The sequence below is a fragment of the Delftia sp. WSY_7 genome, from assembly GCF_043104845.1.
GTDB classification, from domain to species: domain Bacteria; phylum Pseudomonadota; class Gammaproteobacteria; order Burkholderiales; family Burkholderiaceae_C; genus Comamonas; species Comamonas tsuruhatensis.
This window is the reverse complement of the sequence record NZ_JBICLB010000053.1, coordinates 1-17,429: the sequence shown is the minus strand read 5'-3', so window position 1 is coordinate 17,429 and position 17,429 is coordinate 1. Positions and strand designations below refer to the sequence as shown.

Sequence of the window (17,429 nt, the reverse complement as noted above, 5' to 3'; positions counted from 1 at the left end):
CAGTCTTCTTGTCTGTTCGTCTTGTTCAGGTCTTGCTGCCGCGCGGCTCATCCACGCATCAGGCGAGACAGGTCCCGCTTGCGGATGGCGCTGCCCAGGCTTTGATAGTCCCGCAGCGGGAATTCATGCTCCAGCCAGCGCTTTCGGTATTCCTCGACGCCCATGCCGCAATAAATACCGTCCAGCACGCGGTACACGCTGCGCACCACGTCCTCGCGGGCCATCTGCCCACGGGCCAGCACTTCATAGTCATCCATGGCGGTGATGCCCCAGCTGGCCCAGTCCGCGTACTGCCGCAGCTCGTATGAAAGGGTGTCGTGGTCACCCTCCATGCTCAGGTGCACTTCGCCGGGCTCGTCCATGAACACGGCGGCAGCGCGGTGCGCGCCCTTGGCCAAGGCCAGCGCCATGGCGGCCAGATCACCCAGCGAATCATGCAGGTAGGACACGGCACACACCAGTTCCTCCCCGGGCGTGCTGAACTTCAACGTCGCCCAGCCCGCCTTGCCCACCTCATAGCTCCATAGTTCTTCGAATGCGGCCATGGCCGTACCTCTCTTTAGTTTCTTCGTTGTCCGTTGTGCCCCGACCAGCCTGCCGGTCAACGCATCTTCACCAGCCCGTTGAGCACCTGATCCAGACCGCCGAACACGGAGATCTTGTCGATGCGCTCGGCCACGCGTTCCAGCGTCTCCAGCTCCTTCATGCGCAGGGCCACGGGGTTGTCCTCCATGACCTTGGCGGTGTTGAGCAGCGAGCGCGTGGCCGCCGTTTCCTCGCGGCGGCGGATCACGTTGGCCTGGGCCTGCTTTTCGGCCTGCACCACCTGGGTCAGGATGGCCTTCATCTCGCCTGGCAGCACGATGTCCTTCACGCCCACGCTCTCCACCACCATGCCGAAGGGCTGCAGCTTGGCCGCCATGTGCGCGGTCACCACGTCGTCGATCACCGTCTTGTTCTCCAGCAGCTCATCGAGCGTGCGGGTGCCCACGGCGGCGCGCAGCGCGAACTGCAGCTCCCGGTACAGGTGCTCGGCAGGCTTTTGCAGCTGGGCAAAGGCGCGCAGAACGTCGGTGTGGCGATAGGTGGCGCTCAGGTTCAGGCGCAGGCTGACCTTGTCGCGGGTCATGATGTCCTGGCCCGAGACCTCGACGGCCTGCAGGCGCAGGTCCACCAGCTCCACGGCAATGCTGCGGCCGAACTTCCAGAACGCATGGCTGCCGGCCTGCAGCAGGCGGTCCACCTTGCCGTCGATGGTCAGCAGCGCGCACTGGCCTGCGGGCACCTGCACCTGCAGCACGCCGTTGAGGCCGGACACGCTGCGCTGGCGCAGCTGCGTCTGGGTCAGGCGCGCCGCCAGGGCGGCGGGCAGCTCGGCGCCGGCCTGCAGGTCGACCACCTGCACGCTCACATCCACCAGTCCCTTCCAGTACAGGCGGCGCGTGCCGGGCGGCAGGATCTCGACCAGCACGCCGTTTTCGCTGCGCAGGCCCGCCTCGGTCTCGGACAGTTCCACGCGCAGGAATTCGGCGGCCACCACGGTGGGCTCCTGCGCCATCAGGTAGTCGGCCAGGCCGTGCGTGAAGGCGGGCTGCTCCAGGGCAAAGGTTTCCACGCGCAGCTGGTCGGTGCCGGCAAACAGCCAGTGCCGGCCGCTGTGCAGCACGCGCTCGAAATCGCCATTGCGCAGCAGCAGGGCCCGTTCGTTCTTCTTGATGGTGATGCGTTGGATCTTCAGCATTTCTTCTTCTCCTCGTTCGGCGTCTTCGCCGCAATCAATAGGGGTGCCGTTACAGCAGCGGCGGGGTTCCAGGGGGCACGGCCCGGGCCTTGCAGTGCGCCGTGGCGGCAACCCTGGAAACAGGTTGCAGCGTGGCTGGCTGCGGGCGCGGACCGTGCCGGGACCTGGCACAGCCGCCGCCGCTGACGGGGGGCGGCCTGGGGCTGCATCGCAACCCGGCGGCCACCTCCCGCGTTCGGCGGGTGGTCTTTCGACCGTTTCAATAGCCCGGCCTTGCGGCCGGAAGAGTGGACAGGAATCGAACCTGCGACAGTCCTCTTGCGAGGGTGCTCTACCAGACTGAGCTACCAGTGGCTGGCAAGCCTGGAGTCGAACCAGGAGTCCCTTGCGGGACGGTTTCCACAACCTTGCCGTCACCCAGCGCCTGCGGCGTGCGGCATGCGGGAAATCGACAGGCCCCTGGGGGCCCGGACTTCCGGCACCGGTGGGGCGGGCCTTTGCCCCAACCCCGGCCTGTGAGCGGTCACCGCCTGCACTGGATGCCTTGCTTATTGCGAGATGCGTGCCAGCCTGGCATCCGGCGTCAAAAAATTCTTCAACCCATTGATTTATTTGGATAAATATCAAATCACACTTTCCTTGATTTCTTCTTCAATCCAAAGAAACTAGAATTTCAGCTATCCAACTAGACAAAAACATGGAAAAGAAAAAGGTCGTCATCGGTTTTCTGGGTACGCAGCTGGACTCCGGCAGGGGCGCGGGGCGCTGGGAAAAATGGCGGCCGACCCTCTCCCTCATGCAGCACGAGGATCTGGTGGTGGAGCGGCTGGAGCTGCTCTACACGCCGCCCCATCTGGCCCTGGCGCAGCTGCTGCAGGGCGACATCGCCACGGCATCGCCCGAGACCCGGGTGAACCTCGTGCCCATGGACATTGCCGATCCCTGGGATTTCGGCGAGGTCTATGCGCGGCTGTTCGACTGGACGCAGGCCTATCGCTTCGACCCCGAGCGCGAGGAGTACTGGACCCACATCACCACGGGCACGCACGTGGCACAGATCTGCCTGTTCCTGCTGGTGGAGTCGCGCCGCATTCCCGGCGTGCTGGCCCAGACTTCGCCGCCCCGGCGCCAGCGCATGGGCGACCCGGGCAGCTATGCGCTGATCGACCTGGACCTGTCGCGCTACGACGTGATCGCCCAGCGCTTCGGCGCCGAGCAGAGCGAGGCCGTGCAATTTCTCAAGAGCGGCATCGCCACGCGCAATGCCGGGTTCAACGCGCTGATCGACGAGATCGAGCGCGTGGCCGTGCGCTCGCGCGCGCCCATCCTGCTCACGGGTCCCACGGGTGCGGGCAAATCGCATCTGGCGCGGCGCATGTACGAGTTGAAGAAGGCCAGGCACCAGGTGCAGGGCGAGTTCGTCGAGGTCAATTGCGCCACGCTGCGCGGCGATGGTGCAGCCTCGGTGCTGTTCGGCCACAAGAAGGGCGCGTTCACGGGCGCTGCGGCCGACCGCGCCGGCCTGCTGCGCAGCGCGCACCAGGGCGTGCTGTTCCTGGACGAAATCGGCGAGCTGGGCCTGGACGAACAGGCCATGCTGCTCAAGGCCGTGGAGGAAAAGCGCTTCTATCCCATGGGCAGCGACCGCGAGGTCAGCAGCGATTTCCAGCTGGTCGCCGGCACGCACCGCGACCTGCGCATCGACGTGGCGCAGGGGCGCTTTCGCGAGGATCTGTTCGCGCGCATCAACCTGTGGTCCTACGCGCTGCCGGGCCTGGCCGGGCGCCCCGAGGACATAGAACCCAACATGGACCACCTGCTCGCGCGCTCGGCCGACGAGACCGGCCAGATGGTGCGCTTCAACGTGGAGGCCCGCGAGCGCTATCTGCGCTTTGCGCGCTCGTCCGAGGCGCTGTGGAGCGGCAACTTCCGCGACCTGTCGGCCAGCATGACGCGGCTGGCCACGCTGGCTGACGGAGGGCGCATCTCCACGGCCCTGGTCGATGCCGAGATCCAGCGCATGCAGTGGCTGTGGCAACGGGGCGAGACAGCGCAGCCCGCCCCCGCCGGCGCCGGCTGCGGCCTTGATGCGCTGTTGCCCGCCGAGAGGCTGGAGCAGATGGATCTGTTCGACCGCATGCAGCTCGAAGCGGTGCTGCGCGTGTGCAGGCAATCGCCCTCGCTGTCCGATGCGGGGCGCCGCCTGTTCGACCAGTCACGCACCCAGCGCAGCGTGGTCAACGATGCCGACCGCCTGCGCAAGTACCTGCTGAAATTCGGCCTCAAATGGGATGACGTGGCCGGCCGCGCGCCTGCGGCCTGAGAGCATGCGCGCCCTGCGCGGCTACAGGGCCTTGCGCAGCGTGGTCGGGGGGATCTTGAGCAGTTCGCGGTACTTGGCCACGGTGCGCCGTGCGCATTCGATGCCCTGCTCCTTGAGCATGTCGGCCAGCTGGTTGTCCGACAGCGGCTTCCTGGGGTCCTCGGCTGCGACGAACTGCTTGATGAGCGCGCGCACGGCCGTGCTCGACGCGTTGCCGCCCGCCTCGGTGCCCAGGCCCGAGCCGAAGAAATACTTGAGTTCGTAGGTGCCCTGCGGCGTGGCCATGTACTTGGCCGTGGTCACGCGGCTGATGGTGGACTCATGCAGGCCCAGCGCATCGGCAATGTCGCGCAGCACCAGCGGGCGCATGGCCAGCTCGCCATGCACGAAGAAGTTCTTCTGGCGCTCCACGATGGCCTGCGACACGCGCAGGATGGTGTCGAAGCGCTGCTGGATGTTCTTGATGAACCAGCGCGCCTCCTGCAGCCGCTGCTGCAGCGCCGCATGGCCTTCGCTGCCCCGGTGGCTGCGCAGCGCGCTGGCATAGATGTCGTGCACGCGCAGCTTGGGCATGACATCGGGGTTGAGTTGCACGCTGAACTCCATGCGTCCCGCACCCATGCGCACGGGGCGCACGATGACATCGGGCACGACGATCTGGCGCTGCACGTCGGCGAAGCGCCGGCCCGGGCGCGGCTCCAGCCGGGCGATCAGGACCATCGCCTCGCGCAGCCGCTCCTCGCGCGCGCCGCACAGGCTGGCGAGCTTGCGCAGGTCACGCCGCGCCAGCAGGTCCATGGGCTGGGCGCAGATGTCCAGCGCGGTGCGCAGCACGGCCTGCCGATCCTCGTCCTCGGCACTGCCGTCGCCTTCGCGCTCGGCATCGGCCAGTTGGTCGCGCAGCTGCAGCGTCAGGCATTCGGCCAGGTCGCGCGCGCCCACACCCACCGGCTCCAGGCTTTGCAACAGGCGCAGCGCCACGGTGAAGCGGTGCACCAGTTCCTCGCACTCCTCCAGGTCGTCGCCCGCCAGGCCCTGTGCCAGCTCGTCGAGCGGGTCCTCCAGGTAGCCGTCGTCGTTGAGGTTCTCGATCAGAAAGCGCAGCGCGGCGCGATCCACCTCGCCCAGGCGCAGGCTCAGGGCCTGGCGATGCAGGTGGTCGGTCAGGCTTTCTGCGCTGCGTGCCAGCTCGGTGGCATCGGTCTCGTCATCGTCACCCTGGCCGCGCGTGCGGCTGGAAGGCGCATCGCTGCCCCAGTCGCGGTCGTCGTTGCCCGAGTTGGTCTGGCCATCGCCTTCCCAGCTCAGGGACTCGGCCGTGCCGGAGGTCTCGACAGCATCGCCGGAGGATGTGTCCGACGGCGCCTCCCATTCCACCGCAGCCGATGGCTGGTCCGCACGGCCTTCCTGGAAGGAGTCCGCGGCGTCGGCGCCGGGCGCCGCAGGCTCCGGGGCGCTGCTTGCCGCTTCGTGGTCGCCGTCGTCGTTCGCCAGCTCCAGGAAGGGGTTGTCGCCCAGCATCTGCTCCACTTCCTGCGCCAGCTCCAGCGTGGACAGCTGCAGCAGCTGTATCGACTGCTGCAGTTGCGGGGTGAGCGAAAGATGCTGGGAGACGCGCAGCGACAGTCCGGGCTTCAAGCGGCAGCTCCTTCGCGCAGGCAATCTCGCAGACGGGCCAGGCAGGGCATGGCGCTACATCCGGAAGTGTTCGCCGAGGTAGACGCGCCGCACTTCGGCGTTGTCCACGATCTCCTCGGGTGTGCCTTGGGCCAGCACATGGCCGTCGCTGATGATGAAGGCATGGTCGCAGATGCCCAGCGTCTCGCGCACGTTGTGGTCGGTGATGAGCACGCCGATGCCGCGCGCCTTGAGGAAGCCGATGATGCGCTGGATCTCGATCACGGCGATGGGGTCGATGCCGGCGAAGGGCTCGTCCAGCAGGATGAAACGCGGCTGCGTGGCCAGGGCACGTGCAATCTCGACGCGGCGGCGTTCGCCGCCCGACAGCGCCAGCGCGGGCGATGCGCGCAGATGGTCCACGCGCAGTTCCTGCAGCAGCGCCGTCAGGCGCTCCTCGATGACGCTGCGCGCCAGCGGCCGGCCCTGCTCATCCCTTTGCAGCTCCAGCACGGCGCGCACGTTGTCCTCGACGCTGAGCTTGCGAAAGATCGATGCCTCTTGCGGCAGGTAGGACAGGCCCAGGCGCGAGCGCTGGTGGATGGGCATGTTTCCCACGGCCTGTCCGTCGATGAAGATGTCGCCGCCGTCGCTGCGCACCAGGCCCACGATCATGTAGAACGAGGTGGTCTTGCCCGCGCCGTTGGGGCCCAGCAGGCCCACGACCTCGCCCTTCTTCACGGACAGCGACACGTCCTTGACCACCTTGCGGCTGCCGTAGGACTTGGCCAGATGGCGCGCCTGCAGGCTGCTGCCCTGTTCGGCGCGTGGGGAGGAAGCGTGGGCAGCGGGGGCTGAGGCCTCGGTACTCATCGCTTGGTACCACCAAGGCTGTCCAGGGTGTTGCTGGGCTGCAGGGATGTGCCCGGCGCGCCTGCGGCGGGAGCGCGCGGCTGCGAGCCCGGTGTGCCCTCCTTGGGCGCCAGCACGGCGCGCACGCGCCCGCCCTGGCCGGCGGTGGAGCTGGGCTGGCCGCCGCTGGTCTTTTGCCCATCGACGGTGAACACGTCGGTGAGGTTGTTGTAGACGATGATGGAGCCCGTGATCTCGTCGCTGAGCTGGCCGCCGCGATAGCGCCGCAGTTCGCCGCGGCGGATGAACTTCACAAGATCGGCCTTGCCGTCGTATTCGATGACCTCGCCCTCGCCTTCCACGAATTCCTCGGGCTGGCCGGGAACGGTGTCGCGCTTTTGGCGGAAGAAGGCGCGCTTGCCCGCTTCGGCCGTGACCACGCCGTACTGAAAGCCTTCGGGGTCCTGGCGCACATCGAGCTGGGCACCGCGCAGCACGATGGTGCCCTTGGTCATCACCACGTTGCCGGTGAAGACGCTGGTCTGCTTGAGTTCGTCATGGCGCAGCGCGTCAGCCTCGATGTTCATGGGCTTGGTGCTGTCGGCCTTTTCGGCCTGGGCCAAACCGGCGAAAGCCGCCAGGGCGGCTGCGAGCAGGAGGGGGGAAAGTCGTTGTTTCATGGAGGGCACGCTTCTTGCATCCATTGTAGGGGGTGTCGCGCGCAACCGTTCCTGGCGTCTTTCAAGCCGGGGGGCAAAGCGCTGACACGAAGGCACAAAAAGAGGTTTCCAAAAGCGACAGGCCCGCTCAATGGCGGGCCTGTCACGGGTGGTCTGGGCCGAGGCCCGGACCTCAGCCCTTGCGGCTGGTGGCGATCAGCTGATCGACCACGCGCAGCACATTGGTCATGTTCCCGGCCTTGGTGCCATCGGTGTAGTAGCGGCCCGCCACGCCCATGGCCGGCACGCCTTCCACGTCATAGTCCTGCTGCAGCTGGGTGGCCTTGCGCACCTGGTTGGAGACCGTGAAGGAGTTGTAGACCTCCTTGAACTTGGCCACGTCCACGCCCTGCTTGCCCACCCAGGCGAAGATCTCGTCGTCCTTGGCCAGGCGGTTGCGTTCCACATGGATGGCGTGGAAGGCGCGCGCATGCATGGTGTCCAGCAGGTTCATGCCTTCAAAGGCGTAGTACAGCTTTTGCTGGGGCACGAAGCTGGCGTTGAAGGCCACGGGCACGCGGTGCACGACCACGTCGGCCGGCGCCTGGTTCTTCCAGGCGGCAAAGGTGGGCTCGAATGCATTGCAGTGCGGGCAGCTGTACCAGAAGAACTCGACCACCTCGACCTTGCCGGCGCCGGCGCTGGTGGGTGCGGGCTTGGCCAGCTTGATGTAGTCCTTGCCCTCCTTGGGCGCTGCCGCCTGGGCCTGTGCGGCGGAGGTGCCCAGCGTCAGCGCGCTGGCAGCGGCTGCCGAGGCAGCCAGGGAAAAGTCGCGGCGATTCATCAAAACAAACTCCTCGTTCAATGCTGCAGATTAGGAGGCTGGGGTTTGCCAAAAAGTTCAGCGCTCTTGCTCAACGCTGTTTCAGCGAGCGGCGCGCACCAGCGTGGACTCGACCCCGGCGCCATCGAGCTTTTGCTTGAGTTGCTCGGCATCGTCGCGCTTGGTGAACGGACCCACGCGCACGCGGAAGATGGTGATGCCGTTTTGCTCGCGCTCGCTCACGCGCGCCTCCCACCCCAGCATGGCCAGCTTGGCGCGTTGCGCATCGGCATCGCCCTGGCTGCGGAAGGCGCCGGCCTGCACGAAGTAGTTGAAGGCGGCGTCGGCCTTTTCTGCCTTTTCCGCCTTCTCGGCGGCGGCGGAGCGCGACTTGACCAGGTCACCCAGCGGATCGGCCGAGCTCTTGCCATCGGCCTTGGTTTCGGGCTTGGCAGGCGGCTTGGCCGGGTCCACGGGCGCGGGCGGGGTGGGCGCTGCTGGCGTGGTGCTGCCGGGGAGGCTGGGCGTGACGGCAGCCGGTGGTGGCGGCGCCGGGTTCTTGCCCTGCAGCGGTGCGTTGGGGTCCCAGTTCTTGTTGCGCTGGGCCTCTGCCGCGTCCTGGTCGGCCGTCTTGCCGCCCTTGGAGAGAAAGGGCACGGGCACCTTGGTCACATAGACGGCGACGGCCAGGGCTGCTGCCAGCCCGACGATCATGCCGATGATGAGACCGATGACGGTGCCCCCACGTTGCTGTGTCTTCATAGATGGCTTGTCGCTCGAAGTTACATGCGTTGCGGGGCCGAGACGCCCAGCACTGCCAGGCCATTGTGCAATACCTGGCGCGTGGCCGAGATCAGCGCCAGGCGGGCGAGCTTGACCTTTTCATCGTCCACCAGGATGCGTTCCGCGTCGTAGTAGCTGTGGTACAGCGAGGCCAGTTCGCGCAGGTAGAAGGTCACGTCGTGGGGCGCATTGCCTTCTGCGGCCGAAGTCAGCATGGCCGGGTACTTGGCCAGCTGCAGCATCAGCGCCTGGGCCTGCGGGCCTTCCAGCGCCGACAGGTCCACGTCCTTGAGCGTGTCCGCATCGCCGCCCCAGGCTGCCAGCACCGAGCAGATGCGCGCATGGGCGTACTGCACGTAGTACACGGGGTTGTCATTGTTCTGGGCCACGGCCAGGTCCACGTCGAAGGTGTACTCGGTGTCGGGCTTGCGCGACAGCAGGAAGAAGCGCACCGCATCCTTGCTGGTCCACTCGATCAGGTCGCGCAGCGTGACGTAGGAGCCGGCGCGCTTGCTGATCTTGACTTCCTCGCCGCCGCGCACCACGCGCACCATGGTGTGCAACACATAGTCGGGATAGCCGGCCGGAATGCCCACGTCGGCGGCCTGCAGGCCGGCGCGCACGCGTGCGATGGTGCCGTGGTGGTCCGTGCCCTGGATGTTGACGACCTTGGAGTAGCCACGCTTGAACTTCTGGATGTGGTAGGCGACATCGGGCACGAAGTACGTGTAGTTGCCGTCCTGCTTGCGCATCACGCGGTCCTTGTCGTCACCGTAGTCGGTGGACTTGAGCCAGAGCGCGCCGTCGAGTTCGTAGGTGTGCCCGCCCGCGATCAGGCGCTGCACCGCGTCCTCGACATGGCCGTTGGTGTAGAGGCTGGATTCGAGGTAGTACTCGTCAAAGTGCAGGTTGAAGGCCTGCAGGTCCTTGTCCTGCTCGTTGCGCAGATAGGCGACGGCGAACTGGCGGATGTTGTCGTAGTCCTCGACATCGCCGTTGGCCGTGAATTCGCGGTCATCGGCCTTGACGGTCTTGCAGGCCTTGAAATCGTCTGCGATGTCCTGGATGTAGGAGCCGTTGTAGAAGGCCTTGCTTTCCGGATTCTCGGGATCGATGGGCCAGCATTCGTCGCCGGGCTTGAAGCCCTTGGCGCGCAGTTGCGTGCTCTTGGTCAGCGTGTCGATCTGCACGCCCGCGTCGTTGTAGTAGAACTCGCGGTGCACGCCCCAGCCCTGGGTGGCATAGAGGTTGCAGATGGCATCGCCCAGCGCGGCCTGGCGGCCATGGCCCACGTGCAGCGGGCCGGTGGGGTTGGCGGAGACGAACTCGACCAGCATCTTGGCGCCACGGTCGGCCTGCCAGCCGAATTTCTCGGCCTGTCCCAGCACTTCGCGGATGATCTGCTGCTTGGCGGCGGGCTTGAGACGGATGTTCAGAAAGCCGGGGCCGGCGATCTCGATGGCATCGACCCAGCGCTGGAAAGCCGGCGTGGCCTCCAGCGCAGCCTTGAGCTGTTCACCGAGCGCGCGCGGATTGAGCTTGAGTGGCTTGGCCAGCTGCATGGCGGCCGTGCAGGCGAAATCGCCATGGGCAGCCACCTTGGGGGATTCGAAAGCGGCACGGGCACCGGCGCCGGGCGACAAAGTTTCAAGCTCGCCGGCCAGAGCCGCGAGCAGTTCCTGTTTGACGGAGAGCATCGGCGGATTCTACGTGGCAGGCCTGCCCCATGCCGCCAGACAGGAAAACCGGGCCTACATGCCCCGCGCCCAGAACACCGCCACCACCGCGATCACAGGCACCACATGCGCCTGCCACATCACCCAGCGGCGCGTGCTGGCCACCTCGGCAGGCTGGGGCAGGCCCTGGCCGGCATCCAGCGCGCGGCGCCAGCGGCGGAAGGCCAGCGTGGGCTTGATCGACAACACGGCGCCGACCACGAACAAAGTCATCTTCAGATGAAACAGTGGCTGCGAGACGTACCAGGACATGCCCTTGACGCCCCACACCAGGCGCGCAATGCCGGTGAGCACCAGGAACACCACCGCCAGCCCGTAGATCATGTCCAGCCGCGCCAGGCGCTGGACCACGGCGGCACTCATCCACTCGCTGCGGCACAGCGCCGCCTGGCTGGACAGGAACACCACGAAGGTGAGGATGGCCAGCAGGTGAAGGCTGGCCAGAATGGCTTCTATCGTCATGGGGAATCCGTATAGAAATTGAGCCTCTTGGGCCATGCTGCATTACGCCAGAAACGGCGACCGCCATCGGGATGCCCGAGGCAATCGGTAGACCACTGCGGTCCTCCCGTCGCGCCGGCTCTTGCGTCGCTACTTCGGCAGTTCCGCGCGCAACCAGTCATCCAGCAGCGTCTTCTCATAGCGCAGGGGATCGTTGGGATACAGGTCGGGGCGCATCATGAAGGTCGCATCGCGCAGCTGGCGGCTGCCCTCGCGCAGCAGCTTTCCGTCGGCATCCAGCAGCTTGAAACGCAGGTCGATGCGCGGTGGGTAGATATCGCGGACGATGCGCACATCGGCGGCCTGGGGTCCGCGCCAGGGCTCGAAACTGCCGGCACGCTGCACATCGGTGAGGTGGACTTCAAGCCGCTGGCCCTGGGGCAGCCTGGGCGCGGCACGCTCGGCCAGGAACTGGGCCAGCGCATCGACCCAGGCGCGGCGCGCCTTCTCGGACTCCTGGGTTCCATTGCGCCCGGCATCGAACCGCGAGGGATCGTCAAAGGTCACGCTCACGATGCCGGCAGGCACCGCGCCCTGCCGCATCCCGTCCGGCCGGCCCTGCCCCGGCCCCTGGACGGCGCAGCCTGCCACCATCCCCAGGCAGGCGGCGCCCAGCGCCATGCACATCCAGCGCCGCCTTGCGGGGGGCGCGGCCTGCGTTGCGGATATCGCTTCCGTCGCGATCGACACTGCCATGCTCATTCCTCCTTGCTGGGCGGCCCGCTCAGGCCGCGTGGGTTCGACGCCAGAATTCCGGCTGCTCGTAATGGTGCTTGAGATAGTCGATCCACAGCCGCACGCGCAGCGGCATGTGCTTGCGCTGGGGAAAGACCACGAAGATGCCGTTCGGTGGGGCCGCAAATTCCTCCAGCACCGCCACCAGGCGCCCGGCGGCGATCTCGGCCTCCACCTCCCAGGTGCTGCGCCAGGCAATGCCCCAGCCGCCCAGGCACCAGTCGTGCAGCACCTGGCCGTCGGAGCAGTCCAGCGGACCGCCCGGCTTGAAATGCACGACTTCGCTGGTACCGCTGTCCGGGTGCGGAATGCGGAAGGCCCAGCCGCGCGTCTGCGAGGCATCGCTGGACAGCGTCAGGCAGTCATGCTGGGTCAGCTCGCTGGGGTGGCGCGGCGTACCGCGGCGTTCCAGATAGGAGGGCGTGGCCACGCACTGGCGCCGGTTGTCGGCGATGCGCACGCTGACCAGGGCCGAGTCGGGCAAGTCGCCTACCCGCACCGCGCAGTCAAAGCCCTCACCGGCCAGATCGACCACGCGGTCGCTCAGATTCAGGGAAATCGTCACATCGGGGTGCAGGTCCCGAAAACGCGGCACCAGAGGCGCCACATGCCGCCGACCAAAGCCTGCCGGCGCCGTGATGCGCAGATGTCCTGTGGCCTTGACCCCGCCCGCACTGACGCTGGCCTCGGCGTTGGACACATCGGACAAGAGGCGTTGGCAATCCTCGAGAAAAGCGCTGCCCTCGTGCGTGAGCGAGATGCGGCGTGTGGTCCGCACCATGAGCTTGACGCCCAGGTGCTCTTCCAAGGCATCCAGCCGCCGCCCCATGATGGCTGGCGCCACGCCTTCCGCCTTGGCCGCTGCCGTGAGGCTGCCGCGCGTGGCCACCGATACGAATGACTCGAATGCCTTGAGCTTGTCCATGACTGCTGTCCGTTTCTTTTCCGTGTTCTTGTGGGGCATGCGCATGCATGCCTGTCTCCTGGGGTCCGCCTTTTTGCGCAGTAGGCACTGGCTGTCTGCCATTTGCCCTTCGCACCGGGCTACATGCCAATTTCCGATGGTTTTGGCAGGCGCATAACCTTCCCACATTTTTGCGTAAAAGTCACGAGTTTTAAGATTTATGGTCTATTTATGTACGCAAATAAATCTAATAAAGTATTCCTTATAGTCAGGCCCGTAAAGGGTCCAGGCCAGTCTTTCCATCCATCCAACCGGGGTTCCCACCATGACCGATCGCACCCAAGCCCACAGCCTGCAGGTGGCCACAGAGCTGCACCGCTTCATCAATGAACAAGTGCTCCCGGGCACGGGTGTCGCGCCCGAGGCATTCTGGAAAGGCTTCGACGAGATCGTCAACGACCTCGCCCCCCGCAATGCCGCCCTGCTGGCCGAACGCGACCGCCTGCAGGCCGAGCTGGACACCTGGCACAAGGCCCATCCCGGCCCCATCACCGACATGGCCGGCTACCAGCAGTTCCTGACGCAGATCGGCTATCTGGTCGAGCAGCCCAAGGATGCCAAGGCGACCACCACCAACGTGGATGCGGAACTGGCCATCCAGGCCGGCCCCCAGCTGGTCGTGCCCATTCTCAATGCCCGCTATGCGCTCAACGCCGCCAACGCGCGCTGGGGTTCGCTGTATGACGCGCTGTACGGCACGGATGCCATCGGCGAGGACGGCGGCGCGGAAAAGGGCAAGGGCTACAACCCCGTTCGCGGCGCCAAGGTCATCGCCTTCGCACGTGATTTCCTGGACCAGGCCGCCCCGCTGGCCTCGGGCTCGCACAAGGATGCCGCCGGCTATCGCGTGGAAGCTGGCCAGCTGGTCGTCGCGCTCAAGAACGGCGGCACCACGGGCCTGAAGAACACCGCCCAGTTCGTCGGCTACCAGGGTGATGCCGCAGCGCCCTCTTCCGTGCTGCTGCTCAACAACGGCCTGCATATCGACATCCGCATCGACAAGACCACGGCCATCGGCCAGACCGATGCCGCCGGCGTGGCCGACGTGGTGGTCGAAGCCGCCCTGTCCACCATCCTGGACCTGGAAGACTCCGTGGCCGCCGTGGATGCCGAGGACAAGGTGGTCGGCTATGCCAACTGGCTGGGCATCCTCAAGGGCACGCTGACCGAAACCTTCGACAAGGGCGGCAAGAGCATGACGCGCGGCCTGAATGCAGACCGCGAGTACACCGGCGCCGACGGCAAGCCCGTCAGGCTGCATGGCCGTTCGCTGATGTTCGTTCGCAACGTCGGCCACCTGATGACCAACCCGGCCATCCTCTGGGGCAACGGCAAGGAAATCCCCGAAGGTATCCTGGACGCCATGGTCACCACGGCCATCGCCGTCCATGACATCAAGGGTCTGGGCGCCAACGGCATCCGCAACTCGCGCACGGGCAGCGTCTACATCGTCAAGCCCAAGATGCACGGCCCTGCGGAAGCCGCCTTCGCCAGCGAGCTGTTCGGCCGCGTGGAAAAGGTGCTCGGCCTGCCCGAGAACACCGTCAAGCTGGGCATCATGGACGAGGAGCGCCGCACCAGCGTCAACCTCAAGGCCTGCATCGCCGCCGCCGCATCGCGCGTGGCCTTCATCAACACCGGCTTCCTGGACCGCACGGGCGACGAAATGCACACCGCCATGTATGCCGGCCCCATGGTCCGCAAGGCCGACATGAAGGGAAGCGCCTGGCTGGCCGCCTATGAGCGCAGCAACGTGCTCGTGGGCCTGGGCCTGGGCCTGCGCGGCAAGGCGCAGATCGGCAAGGGCATGTGGGCCATGCCCGACCTGATGAAGGCCATGCTGGAGCAAAAGATCGGCCACCCCAAGGCCGGCGCCAATACCGCCTGGGTGCCCTCGCCCACGGCCGCCACGCTGCACGCCCTGCACTACCACCAGGTCAACGTGGCCGAAGTGCAAAAGCAGCTGGAGCAGACCAATGCCGACGCCGAGCGCGCCAACATCCTGGCCGACCTGCTGCAGGTGCCCGTGGTCAAGGAAGACAAGTGGAGCGCGGCTGAAAAGCAGCAGGAGCTGGACAACAACGTCCAGGGTATCCTCGGCTATGTGGTGCGCTGGGTGGACCAGGGCGTGGGCTGCTCCAAGGTGCCCGACATCCACAACGTGGGCCTGATGGAAGACCGCGCCACGCTGCGCATCTCCAGCCAGCACATCGCCAACTGGCTGCAGCACGGCATCGTGACCGAGGCGCAGGTGCGCGAGACCTTCGAGCGCATGGCCGCCGTGGTCGACCAGCAGAACGCGGGCGATGCGCTGTACAAGCCCATGGCCGGCCACTTCGACACCTCGATGGCCTACCAGGCCGCCTGTGACCTGGTCTTCAAGGGCAAGGAGCAACCCAGCGGCTACACCGAGCCCCTGCTACATGCCTGGCGCCTGAAGGTCAAGGCCGCCGCCTGACGCGGGCGGCGCCCGGCGCTTGAAAAAGCACCCAGGCTTGCCTGAGGTGCTTTTTTCATGGATCTACACTCAGAACCACGATGAGTGCCCCTCCCCCCGATGCCAGCCTGTGTCCGCTGTGCGGCCGCAGCAATCAGTGCGCCATTCTTGCGGGCGTTGATCCGCTGAACTGCTGGTGCATGGACACGCCGGTGGCACCCGATGCATTGGCCCGCATTCCGGAGCCCCTGCGCAACAAGGCATGCCTGTGTCCCGCCTGCGCACTTGGCACCGACAAGCCTCGACCGCCCGCGTCGGCCGATATGATGTCGCCGACCCAACCCCCTAGAACTTGATCCCTGAGGAGATTGACATGCCCACGTACCACGTCGAAATGATGGAAGGCCGCACCGTCGAACAAAAGCGCAAGCTGGTCGAAGAGATCACGCGCGTCTCGGTCGAAGTCCTCGGTGGCTCGCCCGAATCGGTGGACATCCTGATCACCGACATCAAGCGCGAAAACTGGGCCACGGGCGGCAAGCTCTGGTCCGAGCGCAGCTGAGGACTTTTCCTCCAACGCATGCAAAAGGCAGCTTCGGCTGCCTTTTTCCATGAAGCTGCAGCTTTATTTGCGCATTTCTCCAAGTGCCTGCAGCGCACTGGCAGCCACGGTCCACGGCACAGGATGGGAGTCTCTGGCCTGCCAGTACCTGGCAACCCCATCCATGGAAACCTGGGTCAAAACCACCTGGGCGGCGCCGGCCGCATAGGCTTGAAAAGCGGCATCGGTCATCCGTGCCTGGTAGCCAGAGAGATCGCCTCTACGGAAAAGCGCCCATGCGCCTTCGACACACTGCAGCTGCAGGCGCAGATGTGCATCGCCAGGCAGCAACGCTTGCATGAACAGATCGCGCGTGGCTTCATACGTCGTGGGAGCAGCACACAGCAGTGCAATGCGTGACTGGAGATCTCTCTGCAAGGCAGCAGCCACCTTGCGGGCCAGCATGCCATCGGCACGCCAGACCTTGTCACTGAGGCAATCCGCCACGGCCGGACCCAGGGTCGAACAGGTCAGCAGCACGGCATCGATATCGGCAGGGTCTGCCAGCGCATCAAGCTGCCGTGCCGTTTTCCGGCGAAGCGCCGCATCCATGCCGCCAGCAGCCTCCGCCTCCAACAACAGTTCCTCATGCACCTGATGAACGATTGAGTGGGCCGGCCAGCCCAGTGCGGCAGCAGCCTGCTCGAAGATCACGGCGTTGCTGTGCGCCGTATGCAGACAGAGGATGGGCATGGGTTTGTTCCGTTTTTTTGCCGTTGCACCGCATTGTGCTTGCAGCTGCTGCGCAAGGCGTTAGGCTATGGCTTGAACTACGCAAACAACGATACCGCCATGTGCCAGCTGCTTGGAATGAACTGCAACACGCCCACCGACGTGCGCTTCAGCTTTTCGGGGTTCACCCAGCGCGCGGGCAATACCGGCGACCATACGGACGGCTGGGGCATCGCCTTCTTCGAGGACAAAGGGCTGCGCCACTTCGTGGGCTATGAGCGCGCCATCGACTCACCCATCGCCAAGCTGATACGCGAGTACCCGATCAAGAGCCGCAACGTCATCGCCCACATCCGCAAGGCCACGCAGGGCGCGGTAAGCCTGCAGAACTGCCACCCCTTCGTGCGTGAACTGTGGGGCCGCAACTGGGTCTTCGCTCACAACGGAGATCTCAAGGGCTTCGCTCCCAAACTGCATGCCCACTTCCATCCAGTAGGCAACACCGACACCGAGCAGGCCTTCTGCTGGATTCTCCAGGAGCTTTGGAAGTCGCATGCCGGCCTGCCCAGCGTGCAGGAACTCACCCACACGCTGCGCGAGCTGGCCAGGCGCATCTCGCCGCATGGAACCTTCAATTTCCTGCTGTCCAACGGCGAAGCGCTGTGGGCCCATGCCACCACGCACCTGTGCTATATCGAACGACGCCACCCCTTTGCCCAGGCCCATCTGTCGGATGAAGACCTGGCCGTGGACTTCGCCCGGGAAACCACACCCCAGGACCGCGTGGCCATCATCGTCACGGCGCCATTGACCAAGAATGAGACCTGGACCTCAATCCAGTCGGGCGAACTCAAGGTCTTTGTACAGGGCGAATGCCTGCCGCTTTGAACCATTGCGCATTCAGGAATAAAAAGAGAGCGCGTCAGCGCTCTCTTTTTTTGGGTTGTCCGTTTTGGCTGTTCAGCCTGTTTCCCCGTTTCCTGTA

17 protein-coding genes are annotated in these 17,429 nt (G+C 65.7%); 5 read left to right on the top strand and 12 right to left on the bottom strand.

The annotated features are described in order from the left end of the window. Window positions 1-47: 47 nt before the first annotated feature. A complete protein-coding gene (locus ACF8ME_RS25925) occupies window positions 48-545 on the bottom strand; it encodes a hypothetical protein (RefSeq protein ID WP_047327970.1) in 498 nt (165 codons plus the stop codon). Window positions 546-601: 56 nt separating this feature from the next. Beyond that, window positions 602-1,741: an SPFH domain-containing protein gene (locus tag ACF8ME_RS25920; RefSeq protein ID WP_017406982.1), complete on the bottom strand. Its 1,140-nt coding sequence runs from the start codon at window positions 1,739-1,741 to the stop codon at window positions 602-604. Between the two features lie 697 nt (window positions 1,742-2,438). Here ACF8ME_RS25920 and rtcR point away from each other — a divergent pair. After that, window positions 2,439-4,064, top strand: a complete 1,626-nt coding sequence (gene rtcR, locus ACF8ME_RS25915) for an RNA repair transcriptional activator RtcR (protein ID WP_209673016.1) — start codon at window positions 2,439-2,441, stop codon at window positions 4,062-4,064. Window positions 4,065-4,085: 21 nt separating this feature from the next. Here rtcR and ACF8ME_RS25910 read toward each other — a convergent pair whose 3' ends face one another. From ACF8ME_RS25910 to ACF8ME_RS25870, 9 genes are all read right to left on the bottom strand, one after another. After that, window positions 4,086-5,702, bottom strand: a complete 1,617-nt coding sequence (locus ACF8ME_RS25910) for an RNA polymerase factor sigma-54 (protein ID WP_392418831.1) — start codon at window positions 5,700-5,702, stop codon at window positions 4,086-4,088. 54 nt (window positions 5,703-5,756) lie between these two features. Continuing rightward, complete coding sequence (gene lptB, locus ACF8ME_RS25905) at window positions 5,757-6,554, bottom strand: LPS export ABC transporter ATP-binding protein (protein ID WP_016450697.1); 798 nt, start codon at window positions 6,552-6,554, stop codon at window positions 5,757-5,759. Then, on the bottom strand, window positions 6,551-7,213 hold the full coding sequence (lptA, locus tag ACF8ME_RS25900; protein WP_016454602.1) for a lipopolysaccharide transport periplasmic protein LptA: 663 nt from the start codon (window positions 7,211-7,213) through the stop codon (window positions 6,551-6,553). The genes lptB and lptA overlap by 4 nt, the downstream gene beginning before the upstream one ends. Before the next feature lie 172 nt (window positions 7,214-7,385). Further along, the gene (locus ACF8ME_RS25895; protein WP_016450695.1) at window positions 7,386-8,036 is read right to left on the bottom strand and encodes a thiol:disulfide interchange protein DsbA/DsbL; all 651 of its coding nucleotides are present in this window, start codon (window positions 8,034-8,036) and stop codon (window positions 7,386-7,388) included. 81 nt (window positions 8,037-8,117) lie between these two features. Continuing rightward, a complete protein-coding gene (locus ACF8ME_RS25890; protein WP_392418828.1) occupies window positions 8,118-8,777 on the bottom strand; it encodes an SPOR domain-containing protein in 660 nt (219 codons plus the stop codon). 20 nt (window positions 8,778-8,797) lie between these two features. Next, on the bottom strand, window positions 8,798-10,495 hold the full coding sequence (argS, locus tag ACF8ME_RS25885; protein ID WP_016450693.1) for an arginine--tRNA ligase: 1,698 nt from the start codon (window positions 10,493-10,495) through the stop codon (window positions 8,798-8,800). Window positions 10,496-10,549: 54 nt separating this feature from the next. Then, window positions 10,550-10,996, bottom strand: coding sequence for a DUF2214 family protein (locus ACF8ME_RS25880; protein WP_016450692.1), 447 nt, complete (start codon window positions 10,994-10,996; stop codon window positions 10,550-10,552). Window positions 10,997-11,125: 129 nt separating this feature from the next. Beyond that, complete coding sequence (locus ACF8ME_RS25875; RefSeq protein WP_392418825.1) at window positions 11,126-11,731, bottom strand: DUF3016 domain-containing protein; 606 nt, start codon at window positions 11,729-11,731, stop codon at window positions 11,126-11,128. Window positions 11,732-11,759: 28 nt separating this feature from the next. Next, on the bottom strand, window positions 11,760-12,695 hold the full coding sequence (locus tag ACF8ME_RS25870; protein ID WP_026062476.1) for a LysR family transcriptional regulator: 936 nt from the start codon (window positions 12,693-12,695) through the stop codon (window positions 11,760-11,762). A gap of 304 nt (window positions 12,696-12,999) precedes the next feature. Here ACF8ME_RS25870 and ACF8ME_RS25865 point away from each other — a divergent pair, with 304 nt between their 5' ends. The 3 genes from ACF8ME_RS25865 (at window position 13,000) to ACF8ME_RS25855 (ending at window position 15,733) form a co-directional block, all read left to right on the top strand. Continuing rightward, window positions 13,000-15,192, top strand: a complete 2,193-nt coding sequence (locus tag ACF8ME_RS25865) for a malate synthase G (protein ID WP_047327966.1) — start codon at window positions 13,000-13,002, stop codon at window positions 15,190-15,192. 80 nt (window positions 15,193-15,272) lie between these two features. Further along, window positions 15,273-15,527 (top strand): cysteine-rich CWC family protein, encoded by a 255-nt coding sequence (locus ACF8ME_RS25860; RefSeq protein WP_013804760.1) that lies wholly within the window; start codon window positions 15,273-15,275, stop codon window positions 15,525-15,527. 17 nt (window positions 15,528-15,544) lie between these two features. Then, window positions 15,545-15,733, top strand: a complete 189-nt coding sequence (locus ACF8ME_RS25855; protein WP_012202595.1) for a 4-oxalocrotonate tautomerase — start codon at window positions 15,545-15,547, stop codon at window positions 15,731-15,733. Between the two features lie 63 nt (window positions 15,734-15,796). On the opposite strand, the gene ACF8ME_RS25850 is transcribed toward ACF8ME_RS25855, so the two are convergent. Then, on the bottom strand, window positions 15,797-16,465 hold the full coding sequence (locus ACF8ME_RS25850) for a hypothetical protein (protein WP_046240710.1): 669 nt from the start codon (window positions 16,463-16,465) through the stop codon (window positions 15,797-15,799). A 99-nt stretch (window positions 16,466-16,564) separates the two neighbouring features. On the opposite strand from ACF8ME_RS25850, the gene ACF8ME_RS25845 reads away from it, so the two are divergent. Further along, window positions 16,565-17,332 (top strand): class II glutamine amidotransferase, encoded by a 768-nt coding sequence (locus ACF8ME_RS25845; RefSeq protein ID WP_392418868.1) that lies wholly within the window; start codon window positions 16,565-16,567, stop codon window positions 17,330-17,332. Window positions 17,333-17,429 lie beyond the last annotated feature (97 nt).

Excerpts from the sequence above, each read along its gene's own strand:
- ACF8ME_RS25925 (WP_047327970.1), bottom strand. The coding sequence starts at position 545 with ATGGCCGCATTCGAAGAACTATGGAGCTATGAGGTGGGCAAGGCGGGC.
- ACF8ME_RS25920 (WP_017406982.1), bottom strand. The coding sequence starts at position 1,741 with ATGCTGAAGATCCAACGCATCACCATCAAGAAGAACGAACGGGCCCTG.
- rtcR (WP_209673016.1), top strand. The coding sequence starts at position 2,439 with ATGGAAAAGAAAAAGGTCGTCATCGGTTTTCTGGGTACGCAGCTGGAC.
- lptB (WP_016450697.1), bottom strand. The coding sequence starts at position 6,554 with ATGAGTACCGAGGCCTCAGCCCCCGCTGCCCACGCTTCCTCCCCACGC.
- lptA (WP_016454602.1), bottom strand. The coding sequence starts at position 7,213 with ATGAAACAACGACTTTCCCCCCTCCTGCTCGCAGCCGCCCTGGCGGCT.
- ACF8ME_RS25895 (WP_016450695.1), bottom strand. The coding sequence starts at position 8,036 with ATGAATCGCCGCGACTTTTCCCTGGCTGCCTCGGCAGCCGCTGCCAGC.
- ACF8ME_RS25890 (WP_392418828.1), bottom strand. The coding sequence starts at position 8,777 with ATGAAGACACAGCAACGTGGGGGCACCGTCATCGGTCTCATCATCGGC.
- argS (WP_016450693.1), bottom strand. The coding sequence starts at position 10,495 with ATGCTCTCCGTCAAACAGGAACTGCTCGCGGCTCTGGCCGGCGAGCTT.
- ACF8ME_RS25880 (WP_016450692.1), bottom strand. The coding sequence starts at position 10,996 with ATGACGATAGAAGCCATTCTGGCCAGCCTTCACCTGCTGGCCATCCTC.
- ACF8ME_RS25875 (WP_392418825.1), bottom strand. The coding sequence starts at position 11,731 with ATGGCAGTGTCGATCGCGACGGAAGCGATATCCGCAACGCAGGCCGCG.
- ACF8ME_RS25870 (WP_026062476.1), bottom strand. The coding sequence starts at position 12,695 with ATGGACAAGCTCAAGGCATTCGAGTCATTCGTATCGGTGGCCACGCGC.
- ACF8ME_RS25865 (WP_047327966.1), top strand. The coding sequence starts at position 13,000 with ATGACCGATCGCACCCAAGCCCACAGCCTGCAGGTGGCCACAGAGCTG.
- ACF8ME_RS25860 (WP_013804760.1), top strand. The coding sequence starts at position 15,273 with ATGAGTGCCCCTCCCCCCGATGCCAGCCTGTGTCCGCTGTGCGGCCGC.
- ACF8ME_RS25855 (WP_012202595.1), top strand. The coding sequence starts at position 15,545 with ATGCCCACGTACCACGTCGAAATGATGGAAGGCCGCACCGTCGAACAA.
- ACF8ME_RS25850 (WP_046240710.1), bottom strand. The coding sequence starts at position 16,465 with ATGCCCATCCTCTGTCTGCATACGGCGCACAGCAACGCCGTGATCTTC.
- ACF8ME_RS25845 (WP_392418868.1), top strand. The coding sequence starts at position 16,565 with ATGTGCCAGCTGCTTGGAATGAACTGCAACACGCCCACCGACGTGCGC.